20 protein-coding genes and 1 other annotated feature are annotated in these 18037 nt (G+C 55.6%); of the genes, 7 read left to right on the plus strand and 13 right to left on the minus strand.

What is annotated here, in order from left to right; translation table 11 throughout:
* Positions 1 to 330: 330 nt before the first annotated feature.
* The 3 genes from BQ5353_RS04830 (at position 331) to BQ5353_RS04840 (ending at position 3519) form a co-directional block, all read left to right on the plus strand.
* Complete coding sequence (locus BQ5353_RS04830) at positions 331 to 1248, plus strand: carbohydrate ABC transporter permease (protein WP_082398648.1); 918 nt, start codon at positions 331 to 333, stop codon at positions 1246 to 1248.
* Positions 1248 to 2072, plus strand: a complete 825-nt coding sequence (locus tag BQ5353_RS04835; RefSeq protein WP_054331978.1) for a carbohydrate ABC transporter permease — start codon at positions 1248 to 1250, stop codon at positions 2070 to 2072. The genes BQ5353_RS04830 and BQ5353_RS04835 overlap by 1 nt, the downstream gene beginning before the upstream one ends.
* Before the next feature lie 61 nt (positions 2073 to 2133).
* A complete protein-coding gene (locus BQ5353_RS04840) occupies positions 2134 to 3519 on the plus strand; it encodes an ABC transporter substrate-binding protein (RefSeq protein ID WP_054331979.1) in 1386 nt (461 codons plus the stop codon).
* Positions 3520 to 3738: 219 nt separating this feature from the next.
* Here the strand turns inward: BQ5353_RS04840 and rplL are convergent, their stop codons facing one another.
* From rplL to BQ5353_RS04885, 9 genes are all read right to left on the minus strand, one after another.
* Complete coding sequence (gene rplL / locus BQ5353_RS04845; protein WP_054331980.1) at positions 3739 to 4113, minus strand: 50S ribosomal protein L7/L12; 375 nt, start codon at positions 4111 to 4113, stop codon at positions 3739 to 3741.
* Between the two features lie 99 nt (positions 4114 to 4212).
* Positions 4213 to 4734 (minus strand): 50S ribosomal protein L10, encoded by a 522-nt coding sequence (gene rplJ / locus BQ5353_RS04850; protein ID WP_054331981.1) that lies wholly within the window; start codon positions 4732 to 4734, stop codon positions 4213 to 4215.
* 23 nt (positions 4735 to 4757) lie between these two features.
* Positions 4758 to 4924, minus strand: a sequence feature (ribosomal protein L10 leader region).
* Between the two features lie 81 nt (positions 4925 to 5005).
* On the minus strand, positions 5006 to 5932 hold the full coding sequence (gene prmC, locus BQ5353_RS04855) for a peptide chain release factor N(5)-glutamine methyltransferase (protein ID WP_083386406.1): 927 nt from the start codon (positions 5930 to 5932) through the stop codon (positions 5006 to 5008).
* Between the two features lie 51 nt (positions 5933 to 5983).
* The gene (locus BQ5353_RS04860) at positions 5984 to 6922 is read right to left on the minus strand and encodes a DUF1385 domain-containing protein (protein ID WP_054332061.1); all 939 of its coding nucleotides are present in this window, start codon (positions 6920 to 6922) and stop codon (positions 5984 to 5986) included.
* 94 nt (positions 6923 to 7016) lie between these two features.
* On the minus strand, positions 7017 to 8480 hold the full coding sequence (locus tag BQ5353_RS04865; RefSeq protein WP_071427413.1) for a sensor histidine kinase: 1464 nt from the start codon (positions 8478 to 8480) through the stop codon (positions 7017 to 7019).
* Between the two features lie 36 nt (positions 8481 to 8516).
* A complete protein-coding gene (locus BQ5353_RS04870; protein WP_071427414.1) occupies positions 8517 to 9209 on the minus strand; it encodes a response regulator transcription factor in 693 nt (230 codons plus the stop codon).
* Between the two features lie 25 nt (positions 9210 to 9234).
* Positions 9235 to 10542, minus strand: a complete 1308-nt coding sequence (locus BQ5353_RS04875; RefSeq protein WP_054331985.1) for a hypothetical protein — start codon at positions 10540 to 10542, stop codon at positions 9235 to 9237.
* Between the two features lie 73 nt (positions 10543 to 10615).
* Positions 10616 to 11137, minus strand: a complete 522-nt coding sequence (locus tag BQ5353_RS04880) for a nitroreductase family protein (protein ID WP_054331986.1) — start codon at positions 11135 to 11137, stop codon at positions 10616 to 10618.
* A gap of 264 nt (positions 11138 to 11401) precedes the next feature.
* Positions 11402 to 12094 (minus strand): helix-turn-helix domain-containing protein, encoded by a 693-nt coding sequence (locus tag BQ5353_RS04885; protein WP_054331987.1) that lies wholly within the window; start codon positions 12092 to 12094, stop codon positions 11402 to 11404.
* A 342-nt stretch (positions 12095 to 12436) separates the two neighbouring features.
* On the opposite strand from BQ5353_RS04885, the gene BQ5353_RS04890 reads away from it, so the two are divergent.
* The 4 genes from BQ5353_RS04890 to BQ5353_RS04905 all read left to right on the plus strand — a co-directional run bounded on the left by BQ5353_RS04890 (position 12437) and on the right by BQ5353_RS04905 (position 14957).
* Positions 12437 to 13114 (plus strand): histidine phosphatase family protein, encoded by a 678-nt coding sequence (locus BQ5353_RS04890; RefSeq protein WP_143117163.1) that lies wholly within the window; start codon positions 12437 to 12439, stop codon positions 13112 to 13114.
* Positions 13107 to 13295, plus strand: coding sequence for a cob(I)yrinic acid a,c-diamide adenosyltransferase (locus BQ5353_RS13480; protein WP_054331989.1), 189 nt, complete (start codon positions 13107 to 13109; stop codon positions 13293 to 13295). Before BQ5353_RS04890 ends, BQ5353_RS13480 begins: the two co-directional genes overlap by 8 nt.
* A 16-nt stretch (positions 13296 to 13311) precedes the next feature.
* On the plus strand, positions 13312 to 14202 hold the full coding sequence (locus BQ5353_RS04900) for a DUF975 family protein (protein WP_054331990.1): 891 nt from the start codon (positions 13312 to 13314) through the stop codon (positions 14200 to 14202).
* 221 nt (positions 14203 to 14423) lie between these two features.
* On the plus strand, positions 14424 to 14957 hold the full coding sequence (locus BQ5353_RS04905; RefSeq protein WP_054331991.1) for a hypothetical protein: 534 nt from the start codon (positions 14424 to 14426) through the stop codon (positions 14955 to 14957).
* Positions 14958 to 15029: 72 nt separating this feature from the next.
* Here BQ5353_RS04905 and BQ5353_RS04910 read toward each other — a convergent pair whose 3' ends face one another.
* The 4 genes from BQ5353_RS04910 to BQ5353_RS04925 form a co-directional block, all read right to left on the minus strand.
* Entirely contained in the window at positions 15030 to 16115 is a 1086-nt protein-coding gene (locus BQ5353_RS04910; RefSeq protein WP_054331992.1) for a putative NPN-dependent ornithine cyclodeaminase, read from the minus strand.
* Between the two features lie 17 nt (positions 16116 to 16132).
* A complete protein-coding gene (locus tag BQ5353_RS04915) occupies positions 16133 to 16681 on the minus strand; it encodes a GNAT family N-acetyltransferase (RefSeq protein WP_054331993.1) in 549 nt (182 codons plus the stop codon).
* Positions 16682 to 16782: 101 nt separating this feature from the next.
* On the minus strand, positions 16783 to 17310 hold the full coding sequence (locus tag BQ5353_RS04920; RefSeq protein WP_054331994.1) for a spore maturation protein: 528 nt from the start codon (positions 17308 to 17310) through the stop codon (positions 16783 to 16785).
* The gene (locus BQ5353_RS04925) at positions 17307 to 17888 is read right to left on the minus strand and encodes a nucleoside recognition domain-containing protein (protein ID WP_054331995.1); all 582 of its coding nucleotides are present in this window, start codon (positions 17886 to 17888) and stop codon (positions 17307 to 17309) included. The genes BQ5353_RS04920 and BQ5353_RS04925 overlap by 4 nt, the downstream gene beginning before the upstream one ends.
* Positions 17889 to 18037: the final 149 nt, after the last annotated feature.

Consider the following 18037-nt stretch of genomic DNA (forward strand, 5'->3'; position numbering starts at 1 on the left):
TTACCAATTAACATCGCCAAATATTTGCATTAAAAACAAAGTATTTCAACAAAATAGTGAAAAACCGTCAAAAAAATTTACAATCTGCGGATCTTTTTTTCAAAAATTTGGGTAATTCCGGAACAAACTGTGAGCAAGTTGTAAAGGATTGAATTGAAATTCACAAAACCCTATGCTATAATTTAGAAAACGGAATGCCATTAGCCGTTGTTATACCATATTTTTGCAATATAGCTGTCCTTTTCCCCATCAACGGCCAGTTTTATATTGCTTTTTTTCAGCCAAAACGGGCCGCTTAGCCGGCCGCTTTGCCAAGGAGGAACATCAACTATGAAAAAGTCGGCTGTTGCCGCGAAAACATCCCCGCAGAATCCTCAAAAGAACGCCATACACAAAACGCCTTTCCAGAAGATTGAACCTTATCTGTACATAACCCCCGCCCTCATCCTCTTCTGTTGTTTTGTGTTTTTCCCCTTTGCCAAAACGCTGTTTTTAAGCCTCCATTCCACCACCCCCAAGGGGGAAATCAGCAAGTTTGTGGGCTTTTCCAACTTCACCAGCCTGCTCACTTCGGAAGCCTTTCGCAACAGCCTATTTGTCACCGTTAAATACTCGCTGATGGTGGTCTTTTTCTCCATTGCGGCCGGATTTATCACCGGTGTACTGGCCAATGAGAAAATCCCCGGCACCGGCCTCTTCCGGACGATCTATTCGCTGCCCATGGCCATTTCCTCGGCGGCGGCGTCCATCATCTTCATCTTTGTGTTCCACCCCTCCATCGGCATTCTGAACTACCTGCTGGGCACCGACATCGGCTGGCTGATCTCGGACAAGTGGGCCCTCTTCTCGGTGGTGATGGTCACCGTGTGGATGAACATCGGCCTCAACTTTATCTTTATCCTGGCCGCCCTTCAATCGGTCCCGCCGGAACTGTATGAAAGCGCCTCCCTGGAGGGAGCTGGGTTCTTCCGCAAGCACCTCTCTATCACCCTGCCTTGCATCTCTCCCACCTTGTTCTTCCTGCTCATCATCAATGTGATCAACTCTTTCCAATCCTTTGCCCAGATCAACTTGATGACCAAGGGCGGCCCTGGCCAGAGCACTTATGTCATCGTTTACTCCATCTACCAGGAGGCGTTCTTCAACAACCGGTTCGGCCTCGCCTGCGCGGAGTCGGTAATTCTGTTCTTCATCATCCTGGCGCTGACCTTGGTTCAGTTCCGTCTTGAAAAGAAGGTGACCTACTAATGGTACAAAACAAATCCACCAAATGGATCCTGCTGGCAGTCAACTGCGTGGTCGCTCTGTGTATCGTCCTTCCCATCCTGTACGCGTTCAGCGTCAGCTTGATGACCCCCAGCGAGATCTTCCAGTACCCGCCCCGGCTCTTGCCCAGCGGCCTTTATACCCAAAACTACACCGATGCCCTGCGGATGGCCCCCATCTTCCGGTTCATCCTCAACTCCCTGTTTGTGGCCACTGTGGTCACCATCGGGCAGCTGTTTACCGGCGCACTGGCCGCCTACGCCTTCTCCATCCTGGAATTCAAAGGCAAAAAGGCCATCTTTATGCTGATGCTCTGCACCATGATGATCCCCAGCCAGGCCATCATCATCGCCAACTACCTGACCATCAGCGGCCTGGGCATGACCGACAGCTACCAAGCGCTGATCCTGCCCTACCTGACCTCCGCTTTCTGTGTTTTCAACATGCGCCAAGCCTTTTTACAGCTCCCCACCGAGCTCAATGAGGCCGCCAAGATTGACGGCTGTTCCACCTTCCGGTTCTTTATCAGCATCGCCCTTCCACTGACCAAGCCCTCTCTGGGGGCCCTGGGGGTATACACCTTCCTCCAGTCCTGGAACCAGTACCTGTGGCCTCTGCTGGTCACCGACAGCAAGGAGTACCGCACTGTCCAGATCGGTATGGGCATGCTGCAAAACGCCGAGGGCAACGCCTTCGGACCGATTATGGCTGGCGTCATCATGGTTCTTGCCCCTTCTATCCTGGCCTTTATCTTAGGCCAGAAACAGCTGGTCGCCGGGTTGACCGCCGGGGCAGTCAAGGGTTAATTTCGGGCTTCCACGCCGCATAGGCGGCGTACCATCATACACAAATTAAAGGAGGATCAACATGAAACTCAAACGAACTCTGGCTGCTGTGCTGGCAGCCGCGATGACACTCTCCATGGCCGGCTGCGGCGGCGGCGGTAACTCGTCCAGCGGCAGCTCCACAGGCGGTTCCGAATCCGGCACCACCGAGATCGTATTCTGGCATGCCATGGGCGGCGTCATGGGTGAACAGGTCGACCTGATGATCAAGAATTTCAACGAATCCCAGGACAAAGTGCATGTCACCGCCCAGTACCAGGGCAAATATGACGATGAGCTCACCAAGCTGAAATCCGCTATGACCGACGGTTCCGGCTCCGGCCCCGACATTGTACAAGTCTATGATATCGGTTCCAAATTTATGGTAGATAGCGGCTACATCGTCCCTGTGGAGGATTTCATTGCGGCGGACGAGTCCTTCAACAAAGAGGATATTGAGCCCAACCTGGTCAGCTACTATTCGGTGGACGGCAAGCAGTACGCCATGCCTTTCAACTCCTCCACCCCTCTTCTGTATTACAACAAGGACGCCTTCAAAGAGGCTGGCCTGGATCCGGAAAAGGCTCCCGAGACCTTCGCCCAGGTGCTGGAATACGCAGAGAAGCTGACCAAAAAAGACGGTGACAAGGTCACCCAGTACGGCTTCTCCATGGCCATCTACGGCTGGTTCTTTGAACAGCTGATCGCCGTCCAGGGCGAGTTCTACGCAGACAACAACAACGGCCGTACCGCCAACGCCACTAAAGTGGTCTTTGACGAAAACGGCGCTGGCCTCAACGTGGTCCAGACCTGGAAAGACTTAGTGGACAGCGGCTTTGTAGGCAACTTTGGCCGCAACACCGACGACACCCGCAATGCTTTCATCGCCGGCAGAACTGCCATGTACCTGGATTCCACTGCCCAGCTGGCCTCGGTCATCAAAGGCGTAGGCGGCAGATTTGAAATTGGCACCGGCAATATGCCTCGGATCGGCGAAAAAGAGGATGGCGGCGTCATCATCGGCGGCGGCTCCCTGTGGATCATCGACAATAAAGATGAGGCCCGCAAGAACGCTGCTTGGGAATTTGTAAAATATGCTTCCTCCCCCGAGGCCCAGGCCGCTTGGATGCAGGGTACCGGTTACTTTGCAACCAATGTCAAGTCTTATGAGATTGAGTCGATGAAGACCTACCTGGAAGAGAACCCCAACTTCACCACCGCCATCAACCAGCTGCACAACACCCCCACCAACGAGTTCACAAGCGGTGCTCTGCTGGGTGTATTCCCTGAGGCCAGAGCCAAATTTGAGGAAAATATGGAGCTCGTCCTTATGGGCCAGCAAACCCCAGAAGACTGCATTAAAAATGTCGCCACAGCTGTGAACGCGGCTATCACCAACTACAACGAGACCACAGAAACCGCGAAGTAGTTGTAAATTACTCAAAAAAAGGCAAGCCCGTTGGGCTTGCCTTTTTTATTTTTCCTTTGCTTTTACCGCGGAAATTCCCAGTCGGCGCAGGGACACACAACGGCTCTCTCTTCCAAGGGGTTTATCTGTGAAGTTCTAGAGGGCAGCGCAAGTACCCCACAAAAAAGCAGCCCGCCAATGGCGGGCTGCTTAAGAAGGCTATAAGATAGAGAAGCAAAACTATTTGAGCTCGACTTTAGCGCCAGCGTCTTCCAGTTTCTTCTTGATGTCCTCAGCGTCAGCTTTGGAAACACCCTCTTTGATAGCTTTAGGAGCGTTGTCAACCAGCTCTTTTGCCTCTTTCAGGCCCAGGCCGGTGATCTCTTTGACCAGCTTGATGACGCCCATTTTGCTAGCGCCAGCTTCAGCCAGAACAACGTCAAACTCGGTTTTCTCCTCAGCAGCGGGAGCAGCGGCAGCGGGGCCAGCCATCATAACGGGAGCAGCAGCAGAAACGCCGAACTCCTCCTCGATTGCTTTCACCAGCTCGGACAGTTCCAGAACGGTCAGAGTTTTGATTTCTTCTACAAATTTAGTAATTTTCTCAGAAGCCATGTCAGCTACCTCCTATAATCTTATTTTCATGTGTTGGGCTCTGCCCAAACGATTGCGCTGGGCGAACCTGCCCAACCACGGTGCCACATACCTGTGGGATTATGCCTCGACGGCGGGAGCCTCTTCCTGGCCCTTCTCCGCGATAGCGTTCAGGGCGACAGCCAGACCTCTGATGTTGCCATTGAGGACGCTGAGCAACTGAACCAGCAACTGCTCCTTGGAGGGCAGCTTGCCAACGGCGATCACCTTATCAGAATCGATCACTTCGCCATCCAGGAAACCAGCTTTGATGCTGAATTGTCCTTTGGAATCCTCCGCGTATTTCGCAAGGATTTTTGCAGCGATAACCGGATCCTCTTTGGAGACAGCCAGAGCGGTGGTGCCGGACAGATGTGCATCCAAAGCGCCGAAGCCAACTTCGTCAATGGCGAATTTCAGCAGGGTATTCTTTACAACGGTGTAGTCAACCCCAGCCTCACGCAGCTCTTTGCGGAGTTTGGTATCTTCTGCAACGTTGATGCCTTTGTAATCCACCAGGACACCGGCGACAGAGCCTGTCAGTTTCTCTTTCAGGTTTGCGACGATCTCTTGTTTCTGAGCAATAACTTTCTCGCTTGCCAAATCTTTTCACCTCCTGGAAAACCTTCTATACCAAAAAAGCTCTTCCCGCCAAACCGCGGAAAGAGCTTACAAAACAATGTTCTGAACTTACATCCAGTTGTTCTGCATCATCTTCCTCGGCAGGCCGGAGTCACCCATTTCAGTCTGTAAAACAGACGCCTGCTGTCTTTGGATTGTGACAGCTTTTATAGTATAGTGTATTTCTATATCTTTGTCAAGGGATTTTCTCCATTCCAGCGCAGAAAAATCAAATTTTCCCCCGTTGTACGGCCTACCGCCCGATGCCTTCCCCACCAGGGACAAAACCAAAGACGCACCGCCGGATTCCCCCGAGATCCTTGCGGCAACCCACCTGGCAGAACCCCGCAGCCTGGAGAATCCCCATCACCTGGTCCGCCTGCCGGTATCCCACTTCAAAAACCAGCGCCCCTCCCGGCTTGATGCTGTCCCGGTACCGGCGGGTGATCTCCCGGTAGAAGAGGAGGCCGTCGGCTCCGCCCAGCAGAGCCATAGAGGGTTCCCGCTCCACCTCGGGGGAGAGCTCCTCCATTTCCTGGGGCGTCAGATAGGGGGGGTTGGAGATCAGCAGGTCCAGGGGGGGCAGCTCCACTCCCCTTAGGACATCCCCCGCGATCAGCTGCACTGGCATCCTGTCCCCTTGGCAGAGGGCTGATACATTCTCCCGCAGGTAGGGCAGCGCCTCCGGGGAGAGCTCCACCCCGTAGACCTCTGCCCCAGGGCATTGGCTCCACAGGGCGAGGGCGATAGCCCCGCTGCCGCTGCACAGGTCGGCTACCACTGGCCGATCCCGTCCTTGGAGAAATTCCAGGGCCACCTCTACCGCAGTTTCGGTGTCCGGCCGGGGGATGAGGACGCCGGGGCCCACCCGCAGAGGCAGGCCATAGAATTCCCACTCCCCCAGAATATACTGAAGAGGCTCCCCTCCCAGGCGGCGCTCCACCCAGGAGAAAAACCGGGCTGCCTCTTCTTCGGGGATTTCCCGCTCCCCACAAGGGCCTAGCATCGCCCCTGGAATCCCACAGGCAGCGGTGAGCAATTGGCGGACTTCAAAGCCGGCGCTCTCCCCGACCGTTTCCTCCAAAAGCAAAATGGCTTCCCGCTGCAATTGGCGGAGTTTGGGATGGGCGCCCAGTTCCCGGCGCATGATTTCCAAAGCACTGCTGTCTCGCTGTTCCATCGGTCGTGTCCTCCTCACAAAAACTGCCCCCAAAGTTTGGGGGCAGCGATGTTACCAGTTGTCCAGCCCTTCCTCCTTGGGGATACAGGGCTTCATGGCCGCAATGGCCACCTCCATCATGCTCTCGTCTGGCTCTTTGGTGGTCAGCCGCTGGAGCCACAGGCCGGGCTTGGAGATGAGGCGGGTCAGCCAATTGTCATACCGGCCAGCCAGCTTGATGATCTCATAGGCGATGCCTACCACCAAGGGCATCAGCAGCAGTTTTAGGCCCACCGTGATCCACAGGCTGCCGCCCCGGGGCAGGATGGAAAACACCAGGATGGAGATAACCAGGACGATCAGCAGGAAGCTGGTGCCGCATCGGGGGTGGAAGCGGGTGTGTTTCTTCACATTGGCGGGGGTCAACTCCTCCCCAGCCTCATAACAGGCGATGGTCTTGTGTTCCGCACCGTGGTACTGGTACATCCGGTGTATCTCATCCATTTGAGCCACCAGCCCCAGATAGGCGATGAGCAGGCCGATTTTGGTGACCCCCTCCACAACGGTGAGAATCAACTGGGAATGGATCACCTTAGCTAGAAGCCCTGCCACAAAGGCAGGCAACACCACAAACAAGCCCATGGCCAAGGCGACGCCCAGCGCCACCACCAGATAGGTCATCACCGTGGAGAACTTGTCCCCCAGCAGGGAAGCCAGTTTTTTCTCAAAGGCGGATGGCTCCTCGTCCTCAAAGCCGGCTAGTTCGGCGGACTTCATCAGGCATTTGTAGCCCAGCACCATCATCTCGATAAAATTAAATCCTCCACGTATAATCGGTGTGCGTTTATACCAAGGGCGGGAGTCTTCCCCATCGCCCCATTGTTCGGTGTAAATGGTCCCATCGGTTTGGCGCACCGCAAGGCAGGTGATCCCCACCCCGCGCATCATCACCCCTTCAATCAGGGCCTGCCCGCCGATGGACGTCTTTTTGCTTGGCTGTTTTTGTTCCATGTTTTCTATTTGCTCCATTTCCAAACGATTGTCCGGGCGCACCGGCTTACCCCACCGCCATATCCAAAACCGGCTGGGTAGAATCTCGTTTTTCCTAGAATTGTTGTTGGTCAAAGGGAGGTGTTTCCCCGCTGATCAGGGTGGTGTCCTCGGTGTTTTTTCCCGCTAGGGGCAGGGTGATCACCACTGTGGTGCCCTCCCCTTGGACTGAGTGGATGTCGATGGTGCCACCGTGCATAGCGATGATCTCATCCGCCACCGCCAAGCCGATACCGGAGCCCCGGCGGGTGTAGTTGGCCTTGTAAAATTTCCGTTTGATGTTGGGCAGATCCTGAGGGCTGATGCCGCAACCGGTATCGGCCACTGAAATCTCCAAGTTGTGGCTATCCAGCACCGCAGTGATGGTCACCGTATCCCCTTCGTCGGAATATTTGAGGGCGTTGTCGATGACGTTGACAAACACCTGCCGCAGCCGGTTTTTATCCCCAAACACCGGCGCCATCACATCCGGCTCGTCGTAGATGAGTGCAATCCCTTCCCGCTTGGCCCGCTCGGTGTACATCATCACCGCTTCGCCCAGCTCGGCCAGCAGGTCGATTTTTGTCTTGACCAATTTGAGGCGGCCGCTCTGCATCCGGGAAAAGTCCAGGAGCTCCTCCACCATGGAGGAGAGGCGGTCGGTCTCGCTCAAAATCACATGCATCCCCTTTTGCAGGGTATCCCGGTCGATGTCATCCCCATAAGCCAGGGTCTCCCCCCAGCCTTTGATGGCGGTCAAGGGGGTGCGCAGCTCGTGGGAGACCGAGGAAATAAAGTCGTTTTTCAGCGCCTCGGAGGTGGCCAGCTCCTCGGCCATGTAGTTGATGATGTCGCACAGCTCGCCGATTTCATCGTCGTTTTTCTTTTCCAAGCGGGCTTTAAAATCCCCTTGGGCGATCCGGCGGGCGGTTTTTCCCATCTCCCCTACCGGTATAACGATGGAGTTGATGAAGTAGGAGCTGGATAGGATGACAAAGAAGATGATCGCCACCCCGATGAGGGTGATGATGGCGATAAACACCACGATCTGTTCATCCACCCGGGAAAGGGAGACCACAAACCGCATGGCGGCCAAGCTCTCATCGTTGACCGGCGAGAGGACGGTGATGGCCAGCACGTTCTCGTTGTTGATGACCCCTCGGAACTGCCCCCGCATGTCAGAGGAGACAATGGCCTCCTCAAAATCGGGCATATACATCTTCTCGGTGGATTCAAAGCCGCTGGAGGTGATGATGACATTGCCATTGATGTCCACTGCCATCAACTCCATCTTATCCTTCTCCCCAAACTGTTCCACCATCCGGCGCACCTCGGTGGAGAAGGTCACCGAGCTGTCCTCTGAATAGCTTTTGAGCATGGAGGTAATATAGTTGGCCTGGGAGTTGACGCTCTGCTCCACGCTGGAGTAGAAGAAGCCCCGCACGCCGATGGCAAAAGCCACTTCCAACGCCAGCAGGATCACCAAAATGACCCCCAGGTTGTTGAACAGCCACCGCTTGGTGATTTTTTTGACTGCCACCGGCTTCCCCTCCTCCCGCTTTTTATGGCCTTTTGCTTATACCGTCCACTTGTACCCAAAGCCCCAAACGGTGGTCAAGTACTGGGGGCTGCTGGGGTCCTCTTCAATCTTCATCCGCAGCCGGCGGATGTTGACGTCCACAATCTTGATGTCGCCAAAGTAATTTTCCCCCCAAACGTGGCTGAGGATGTCCGACCGCTCCAGCGCCACATTGGGGTTTTTTAAAAGATATTCCATAATCTGGAACTCCACCTGGGTCAGGTCGATCAGCTTGCCGTTTTTGGTCAGCGTCCGGCTCTTTTGGTTGATGACAAAAGGGCCGGAGGTGATCTCAAAAGTCTGCTGCTGTTGGCTGGCCATGGTCACCCGCCGGTGTATGGCGTCCACCCGGGCCACCAGCTCCGAAGGGGAAAAGGGCTTGGTCACATAGTCATCCGCCCCCAGCATCAAGCCGTTGACCTTGTCCATCTCCTGGGTTTTGGCCGACAGCATGATGATCCCGATGGAACTGCTTTTCTCCCGGATTTTTTTACATAGGGTGAAACCGTCCATCTCCGGCATCATAATATCCAGGATGGCCACATCAAACCCGGTGGGGTTCTCCTCAAACATCTCATAGGCAATTTTGCCGTTGGGGGCGTCAAAAACCTCATAGCCGGAACGCTTCAAGTTGATCACAATAAAGTCCCGGATGGCATCCTCGTCTTCTGCCACAAGAATCCGTCTCATCCCTGGGTCATCTCCTTTCCAAATGCTATAGCCGCTGGAAGAGCTCCTGCTCCAACTGGTCATAGGTGATGGCCAGGCGGGAGTTCTTCTCCGGCGGAATGTAGGCGTAGTACTCAAACATGCCTTTCCGATCTATCAATCGGTAGTTTTCCATATCAAAGGGGTCCCGGTAGTCGTTTTGGGAATAGACCCGCATCTTCAGCAGCACCTCCCGGGAATTTTCCAAAGACCCATCATAGGCAACAAAGATCCACTCACCGGTCTCGTGCTGGACAATGACCGTCACCCGTCCATTCCAGGAGTCGGGGTAGCGGATCATATACCCTTGGGAAAGGTTGACCGCCGCGGTCTGCTTCTCCACCAAGGCCCCATCTTCCATCGAGCAGAAGGTGACCTGGTAAAGCCTCTCCCCCTCCTGAAGCTCCCGGTAACCAGGCATCAGGGTAGCGGTGGGGATTTCCAGATAGCCGTCCCCATCCACATCCATGCATTCCACCTGAATATCCCGGCGGGTGGCGCTGAAGTTTGTCTCCTCCTCATCCTCCTGCATCAAATTGCGCAGTTCCCCATTTTGGATGGCCAGCACTTCGGTGGCCATCTGGCCGCCGCTGACCATCTCATCCACAAACAGGGCTTTGGTGCCGTCCGGCAGGCTGCCATAGGCGATCTGGGCAAACTCCCTGGCCTTGCCATTCAAATCCACCTTGCTGCTCTGGGCCACCCGGGTGCCCCGCTTGCGAACCAGTTTGGCGGTGGAGCTCTGGGAATCCCCCAAGGTGAGAAGGACCAGCTGGTCCATCCCCTCCTCGTCGCTGGGGACGATCACCAGCTGCTGGTAGCTGTCCTTGAACATGCTGCGCAGACGGCCATCTTCATAGGTGTACAGGGAAACCTTGTTGTCCCCCTGGGATTCGCCACTCCACCCAATGACAATATCCTCCCGTTGGGGGTCAGTGACATTGGCAAAACTGATGAAGTCCACGTCATCCCCCAGCCCAGAGGAGCTGTAGGTGGAGCGCCACTGACCATCCGTCCGGTCCATGACGGTGAGCCAGGTGGTGCTGCTGTCCAACTGGTAGAAGACGATGGCCTCTTCTTCCCCGTCCCCGTCGATGTCGTGGAAGACAAAGGCAGAGCGAAAATCCCCGGACTTGGGATATTTCAGCTTGACGTTCTCCCCCAATGCCTGTTTCAGGGCGCTGTCGATCTCGGCCTGTTCTGCGGTCAACTTTGGGGGGGACATCAGTTCTTCCACATCCATCTGGATGGGGGAGCAGCCCGACAGGAGCAGAATCGCCCCTGCGGCTACCGCCGCCAAAAGGGATTTGTTCATTGCAGCGCCTCCTTTCTCATACAGACTGGGAGAAAAAGGGGTGCCGGAAGCCTGTTCCGGCACCAAGCCCTTGTTACCAGTTGTTGTGGTGGATGATCTCGGGTTTCAGCCGGCCTTCCGCCCGTGGCTTTTCCTCGTTGGGGTATCCCAGGGCAATGACCGAATAGGCCACTACCCCTTCCGGCAGGCCGAACACCCGGCCGAATTCCGCGCACCGGTCTGGAGTGCCGTGGATGCCGCACCAGCAGGAACCCAGCCCCAAGCTCTTAGCGGCCAGCAGGATGTTCTGTGTGGCGGCGCCGCAGTCGTCCACCCAGTAGCCGGGGCACTTCTCCGGCATGCCGGCCACCAAGATCGCCAAGGGCGCCTGGGCCATCATTTTGGTATAGGGGGAAAGGCCCACGATTTTATCCAGCTGGGCCCGGTCGTCGACGACGATAAACTGCCAGGGCTGGCTGTTGCGGGCGGTGGGGGCATGCACCGCTGCGGTCAGCAAGGTCTCTACCACGTCGGCAGGGATGGCCTCCGGTTTGTAGGCGCGGATGCTCCGGCGGTCTAAAATATGGTTGATGGTTTCATTGGTCAACAAACTCATAACGGGGCTCTCCTTTCTATCTGCAAAGGGGGCAGAAGTCCAAAAGCATGGGTACCCATACTATTTATAGTATATCAGCCAGGGATTCGCTGTCAATGTTTTGTCTTTCCTTTTTTCCCTTGTGGGAAGTGGGAAAAACAGCAAAACAGCGGCCCTTTTCCCATGGGAAGAGAGCCGCCCGAAAATTTCATGGTTTCGCTTTACTTTTTTCATAGTTCAATGGTAGAATATTCAAAGAATCTTTCCCAGAAGTGCCGCCCTTTGCTACCCTTTGATCTTGTTTTCACTATTCTGGATCAAATTGAGCAGGGAACTGGCGAACAAGGGGTAGTGCTGGGAGAGCATCTCGGTGGTGATGGCAAGATCCTCCACCCGTTCCACCGGGGGCATCTTCTCCACTGGATTCCCCCCGGCGATGGCCGAGGCATTGGCCTCACAGAGCTGCATAGCCGCTGAGGCATAGCCCTGGGCCACCTGGCCGGGCACGGTGAAGAGGCCCAGCTGGTTTTTCGGGTTGATGGAATACACCACCCGGAACATCCGGTACACCGCCAGCATCAGGAAGGAGGAAACCTCCCCGGTGAGGGCTTTGTTGTCCGCCTTCCCCAAAAGGTCAAAGAGGATGTTCAGGGAATTGGCGATCAGCTTTTTGTTGAGCACCGGCAGGATGCCCCCGCGATGGAAGGTATTCTCTTTGCCGCTGGCATCTGGCTCCGGGATATCCTCCACCGTCAAGGTAGTGCCGGTCCGGTCCGGCGAACGCCCCAGCAGGTAATCGCAGGACACCCCATAAAAGTTGGCGCAGCGAATTAAAAAATCCAGGCCGCATTCCCGGATTCCCTTTTCATAATGGGACAACAGCGCCTGGGAGATGCCCAGTTCGGCCGCTGCCTGCTTTTGACTGATGTTTCTCTCCTTGCGCAGGAGGGTGAGTACTCTAGGAAAATCGGTGTTCATTATGTATAACCCCCGCAAAAATACACTCAAAGTATATTAAATTATAGTATACTCGTCCCATTTTGTAAATAAGAACTCGCAGAAAAATTCAAAAATTGTCGATTCTCCCACAATCTTCACTGGTTTCTTGGGCTGATCTTCCTGGAAATTGGGGATTTTCCACCGAAAAAAGTGGAAAAGTGGAAGATTAGATCCCTACTTTCTGCGGTTTTCATTGTTTTTTCCCACCGGCGTTTGAACGCCTTCGGATGGACTATACTACTATTTGTATAGATTGGCCCCCCGTTCCAGCGGCCGGGGGACAGTGAGACTCTATCGCTGGAGAAAGAAAGGTTGCAGCATATGATTACATACAAGGTTCATTTTATCCGCCACGGCATGACCCAGGGCAACTTGGAGGGAAAGTACATCGGTTCCACCGACCTGCCCGTCTGCCCCGAAGGTTACCGCCAACTGGATGACTTAAAGGCCCACTACGAATATCCCAAAGTGGAGGCCGTGTACTCCAGCCCTATGCTCCGCTGCCGCCAGACGGCGGATTTCCTCTACCCCAACGCCATGCTGACGGTGGTGGAGGATCTGCGGGAGTGGAATTTCGGCGACTTCGAAGGCAAGACCATGGAGGAGCTCAAGGATGACCCGGATTATCTGGATTGGATCGCATCCTCTATGAAGTCCACCCCGCCCGGCGGGGAGAGCAGCAAAGAATTTGCCGCCCGGCTGCAGCTGGCCATCGGCGCCATCTTCCGGGACATGATGGATCAGGGGATCACCAACGCCGCCATTGTCACCCACGGCGGGGTGATCATGACCCTGATGAGCGAATACGCCCTGCCCCGCGGGCAGAATAACAACCACTGGATGGCCCCCAACGGCCAAGGGTTCACCGTTTTGATGACCCCTCAGATGTGGATGCGGGACGGTGGATTCGAAGTGTACAACTATGTCCCCGTGGAGCCGGAACTGGCGGATTTTTCCGGGATCATGGGCTTTGACAGCGGGGAAGACTGGGATGAATAGCCCCCATTTGGTCCACCCGTACGCTGGGGATGGCAAAAGCAAAACCACTGCCGCCATCGGCCAGGCCATCCGGGGTGCGGGCATGAGGGTGTTGGTCTGCCGCCGCCCCACCTCGGAGCGAGCCCCCTTGGAGGCGATGGGCCTCTCCCCCGCAAGGGGATTGAATTCTAAGTGCTGCTGATAAGGATGTGATCGGTTTGAAGTTTAACACCTTGGCCAAACAAAACGCGAAAAAAGCCCTGGGGAACCGCTGGGGCGGAGCCATCGCCGTTGTGCTGATGATCAGCGCCATCTCCCTGCTCTTCTCCATCCTGGAGAGCATGTTCACTGTGTTTTTTGGCCTTCCGGACTTTTATGAAATTCTCGCCTGCCTGCTGGAGGGCCGGGATCTTCCCCCAGCGGCCATCCCCTCGGTTATTATCAGCGGGGTGTTCGCCGTGTTGGGATTCCTGGTTCTCACTCCCCTTAAGCTGGGGGTTACCAATTGGCTGTATCAGCTCACCGGCGGCCAGCCCCGGGAAATTTCCTCCCTTTTCTTCTTCTTTGACTCCCCCTGTCTCTTTTTTAAATCCCTTTTCCTGCGGCTTGGCATCGCGGTGCGCATGTTCTTTTGGGCTGTTCTCTGCTTGTCGCCAGGGGTGGTGTTTACCGGCATTGGGGATTATCTCGCACGGCCGGATGCCTCCGCTGCGGACCATGCCCTGGCGGCCGCGGGGATCACCTTGGGCTCCATCCTCCTTCTGTTGGGCTTTGCCGCCCTGTGGATCTGTTCCTTCCGGTACTTCCTAGCCGGGTATCTCCTCTGTGCCGATCCAGACTTGGGGGTTGGCACTGTTATCCGTCTCTCGGTCCGTGGCACCCGGGGCAGGCTCTCCAAACTGGCCCAATTCCAGCTCTCCTTTTTGGGGTGGTACCTTCTGTGTCTCCTGGTGCTCCCTCTCCTGTACGTGGCCCCTTACACCGGCGCCTCCATGGCCATTTACGCCCGCTATCTCATTGAGCGGGACAATCTCATCCCCCGGCAGGAATCCCCCACCGGGCGGATTGTGGACCAGGATTACATCGATCTCGGCCCGCAGCCCGACTAATAGCTTCCGATCTGCCGCCTATCCCCCTTTCCTGGGGAATGGGCGGTATTCTTTTCGCCAGGTATTCAGCCTAGAACTGGCCGCCTTCCCCGCTCCTTTCAATGAGGGCCAATTCTTACGTTTTTCTGAATTTTTCCGGCAAGGGAGCAAATCTTCTAAAATTGGTCACTTTTTCTATGTATCATAAGACTTACCAACCATTGGGGAAAGGAGCTGTCCACATGAAAGAACCCACCGGCCTTGAAGTCTATTTCCGCAGTGAAAAATTGTTGATTGTCGCCGTGGTGCTACTCCTCTCATCCGCGCTGCTGGCCTTTGGATCCCAGGTGGCAGAGCCCTCCCCCAATTCCTCCGGTGTCCAGGTGGTCAATCCAGTGATCCAATATGACACCTTGGAATCCCTTCAGGGCGCGGCTGATTTTCTGGTGCAGACCCCCCAGGCCCTGCCCACCGGATATGAGGTGGAGGAATACGCCCTGGTGGCCCAAACCATCGCCCAGGTGACCTACTCCTGTGGGGAGGACAAGCTGGTCTACCGCACTTCTACAGAGCAAGAAGCCCCTGGCGAGGTCTCGGGGGAATTCCCCTGGGAATCCAGCCTCACCTGTGGCGCCTCCACCGTGTCGGTGCTGGGCGACCAAGAAGATGTCATCCTCCACGCCTCCTGGCAGCGGGACGGCATGTGGTACTCCCTCACCAGCAGCGAAGGATTGACCGCCGAATCGCTGACCGCTTTGGTCACCAGCATCTTGTAGGAAACAAAAAAAGGACCCGAAGGGCCATGATGTCCCTTCGGGTCCTTTTTTGTTTTTCATGCATCGACAGCATTACAGGTTTAAGCCCTTGGCCACATTGACCACAAAATCCTGGACGTTGGTCACCATGGTCTTGACCGCCAAACTTCCCCGATCCCGCAGCTTGTTGACCGCAAACTCCGAGACATCCACGCAGTAGAAGTACAGCGGCCGGATCGACCCATCTTCCAACACCCGGTAGGCAGGAGTCATGTTGCCGGTGGCAATGGAGTGGAGCACTGTCGCCATGCTGATGACGGTGGTGGAACGCTTGACCTGTTCCCGCATGGCGTTCTGGGCCTCATAGACATCGGCGTAGACCTCTGGCAGGGGGCCGTCGTCTCGGATAGAACCCGCCAAAACAAAGGGGACCCCCTGTTTGACGCAGCTATACAGGATGCCGTTGTCAATCCCCTCCCCCTTTATAAAAGCGGGGATAGAGCCGTACTGCCGCACCCGGTTGATGGTGTCGATGTGGTTGTAATGGCCACCCGGCCGGGATTCCTGGGTGTAGACATCCTGGCCCAGGGCGGTGCCCAGATAGGCGGCTTCCAGGTCGTGGGTTGCCAGGGCATTGCCCGCCAACAGGGCATGGACATATCCCCCGGCGACCAGCTTGGAGAATGCCTCCCGGGAATCCTTGTCAAAGGAGCAGGCCGGCCCCAGGACCCAAGTGACAAAGCCATGCTCCTTCTCATGCTCCAGCAGTTCATAGAGGGAGTCGTAGTCCTTGGAGTAAGCGGTCTCCCGGGAACGGCCTTGGCGGAAAGAGAACGCCTCAGCCTCTGCCTCCCCCGGTCGGGCAAAAGGAGCGGTGTGAACGTAGATTCCTTGAGAACCGTCCTCGGCTCGGCCCACCGCCACCAAATCCCCCTGTTTCAGCCGCCGGAACTCCCGGACAGCGATGGCTCCATCCTCATAGACGGCCACGCAGTCCATTCTGCTCTCTTTGGCTAGGAGCCACCTGCCTCCCACCTTGAAATACTCGGGGAAGATGGTGGTGGCATGGTACTGCTCAGGGGCGGCACCGTCTCGGGGAGCCGGGATAAACTGGGCGTCTGGGGCAAAGCCCAGGGCAGAAAAATCGGGTTCCTGATAGCGGGGCAACGTAAATGCCATGGATAAAACCTCCTTGATCAATCCAAATACACAGGGATTTCCGGACAGAAAAAATCCCCTCTTTGCAACCGGTAAGACGGATGGTATAAACCGGTGGGCGGGTAAAACTCCTCCCCGATGGGGGAAAAGCCCAGCTTTTCCAGCAGCTTTGGGGAGGCAGTGTTGTGGGGATTATGCCCGGCAAACACCGAAGGGATGTCCCACTTTACAAAAGCGTACCAAAGGGCGGCCCGGCAGGCCTCTTCCCCCAGGCCCCGGCCCCAAAAAGCTGGCCGGAGGTGAACCCCTAGTTCCAGTTCTCCTTCCCCGTGAGGGCGCAGGCCGCAGCAGCCTGCCAGCTCCCCAGTGGAGAGCTCCCGCAGAGGCCAGTATTGGATCCCAAACTGCTTGTCCCTTTCCACCTCTTGGGCGAGGCGGTCGGCCACCTCTTCCACCGTCATTCTGCCTGTTGCGGTAATCCAACGGGTGACCAGGGGGTCACCCCACAGCGCTTCCGCTTCCAGCAAATCCCCTGCCTCCCAGCGGCAGAACAACAACCTCTTTGTCCTTAGAAAACCATTGGTCATTTCACAACCCTCCAAACTGGAAAAAAGCGGCTTGCGCCGCTTTTTTCCCTTGTAATGTTCGATTGCGCTTATCCATAGTATCCCAAAAAATAAAGGCGGCGTCAAGCTACGCCAAAGAGGAGACGGACCAAAAGGGCGCTGACCACAAACCCAGTCAGATCTGCGGAGAGGGCGCTGGGCAGGGTGTGGCGGCTCTTCTGGATACCCGCTGCGCCAAAATAAACAGCGATGGTATAAAAGGTGGTCTCGGTGGAGCCCAGCATCACCCCGGCCACCCGTCCGGCAAAACTGTCTGGCCCAACCGAGGAGAGGATATCCTGGAAGATCACCATGGCACCGCTGCCCGAGATGGGCCGGAGCATCGCCAAGGGGAGGACCTCCTTTGGCAGTCCCAGGAGATTCCCAAGGGGAGCCAGGGCGCAGCAGAAAAGATCCAGCGCCCCAGAAGCTTTGAACATCCCCACACAGGTGGTTAAGGCCACTAGAGCGGGCAGGATGGAAAAACCCGTGGCCAAGCCGGACCGCGCCCCATCCAAAAAGCTGGCAAACACATCGGTTCCCCGGCAAGCACCGAACAAAAGGATTCCCCCAATAACCAAGGGAATCAGGCAATCGGTAAAGCGGATCATCGGCGGCCCATCCTTTCCAAGAGTTTTGCCGCTGTCACCCCCACTAAAATAGAGGCTAAGGAGGCCAGCCAAACAGCTGGGATCAGCTCTGCTGGATTTTGGGATCCAGCTTGGGTGCGAAGGAGGATCAGGTTGGTGGGGATCACCTGCAGCGATGCGGTGTTGAGCACCACAAATAAAATCATATTGTTGGTGGCCACCTTGCCGGACCGCTCTTCCTTAGCCATTTCCTGCATGGCCGTGATGCCTAAAGGGGTTGCGGCGTTGCCCAACCCAAGCAGGTTGGCAGCCAGGTTCATTGTGATGGCTTCCATCGCCTTGCCTTTGGGCCGGATTCCCCGAAAGAGCCGCCGGGTCACCGGGGAGAACAGGCGGGAGAGGAGTTCGGTCAGGCCGGCTTTTCGGGCCACCTCCATCACCCCAGACCAAAGGCACATCGCCCCTAGCAGGGAGAGGACCAGCTCCACCCCTTTTCCACAGCTGGTGATAGCCGCGGTGGAAACCGCATCCATCCGGCCGGTGAGCAAGCCAAAAAGGACAGATAAAACAACCATTCCAGTGAATAATACTGTCATCATAAAATTCCCCTTATTTTATCAAAAAAATTAAAATTTGTTACCATAGTCATCAAACCGACATGTATAATTTATCTATATTTTTGTCTTAATTTTCGTTAAAATATAGACTTTTTCTCCTTTTCATGGAAATATAGGAAGTTTTTACCTAG

This window comes from Merdimmobilis hominis, from assembly GCF_900104615.1.
In the GTDB taxonomy this organism is placed as follows: Bacteria; Bacillota; Clostridia; order Oscillospirales; family Ruminococcaceae; genus Merdimmobilis; species Merdimmobilis hominis.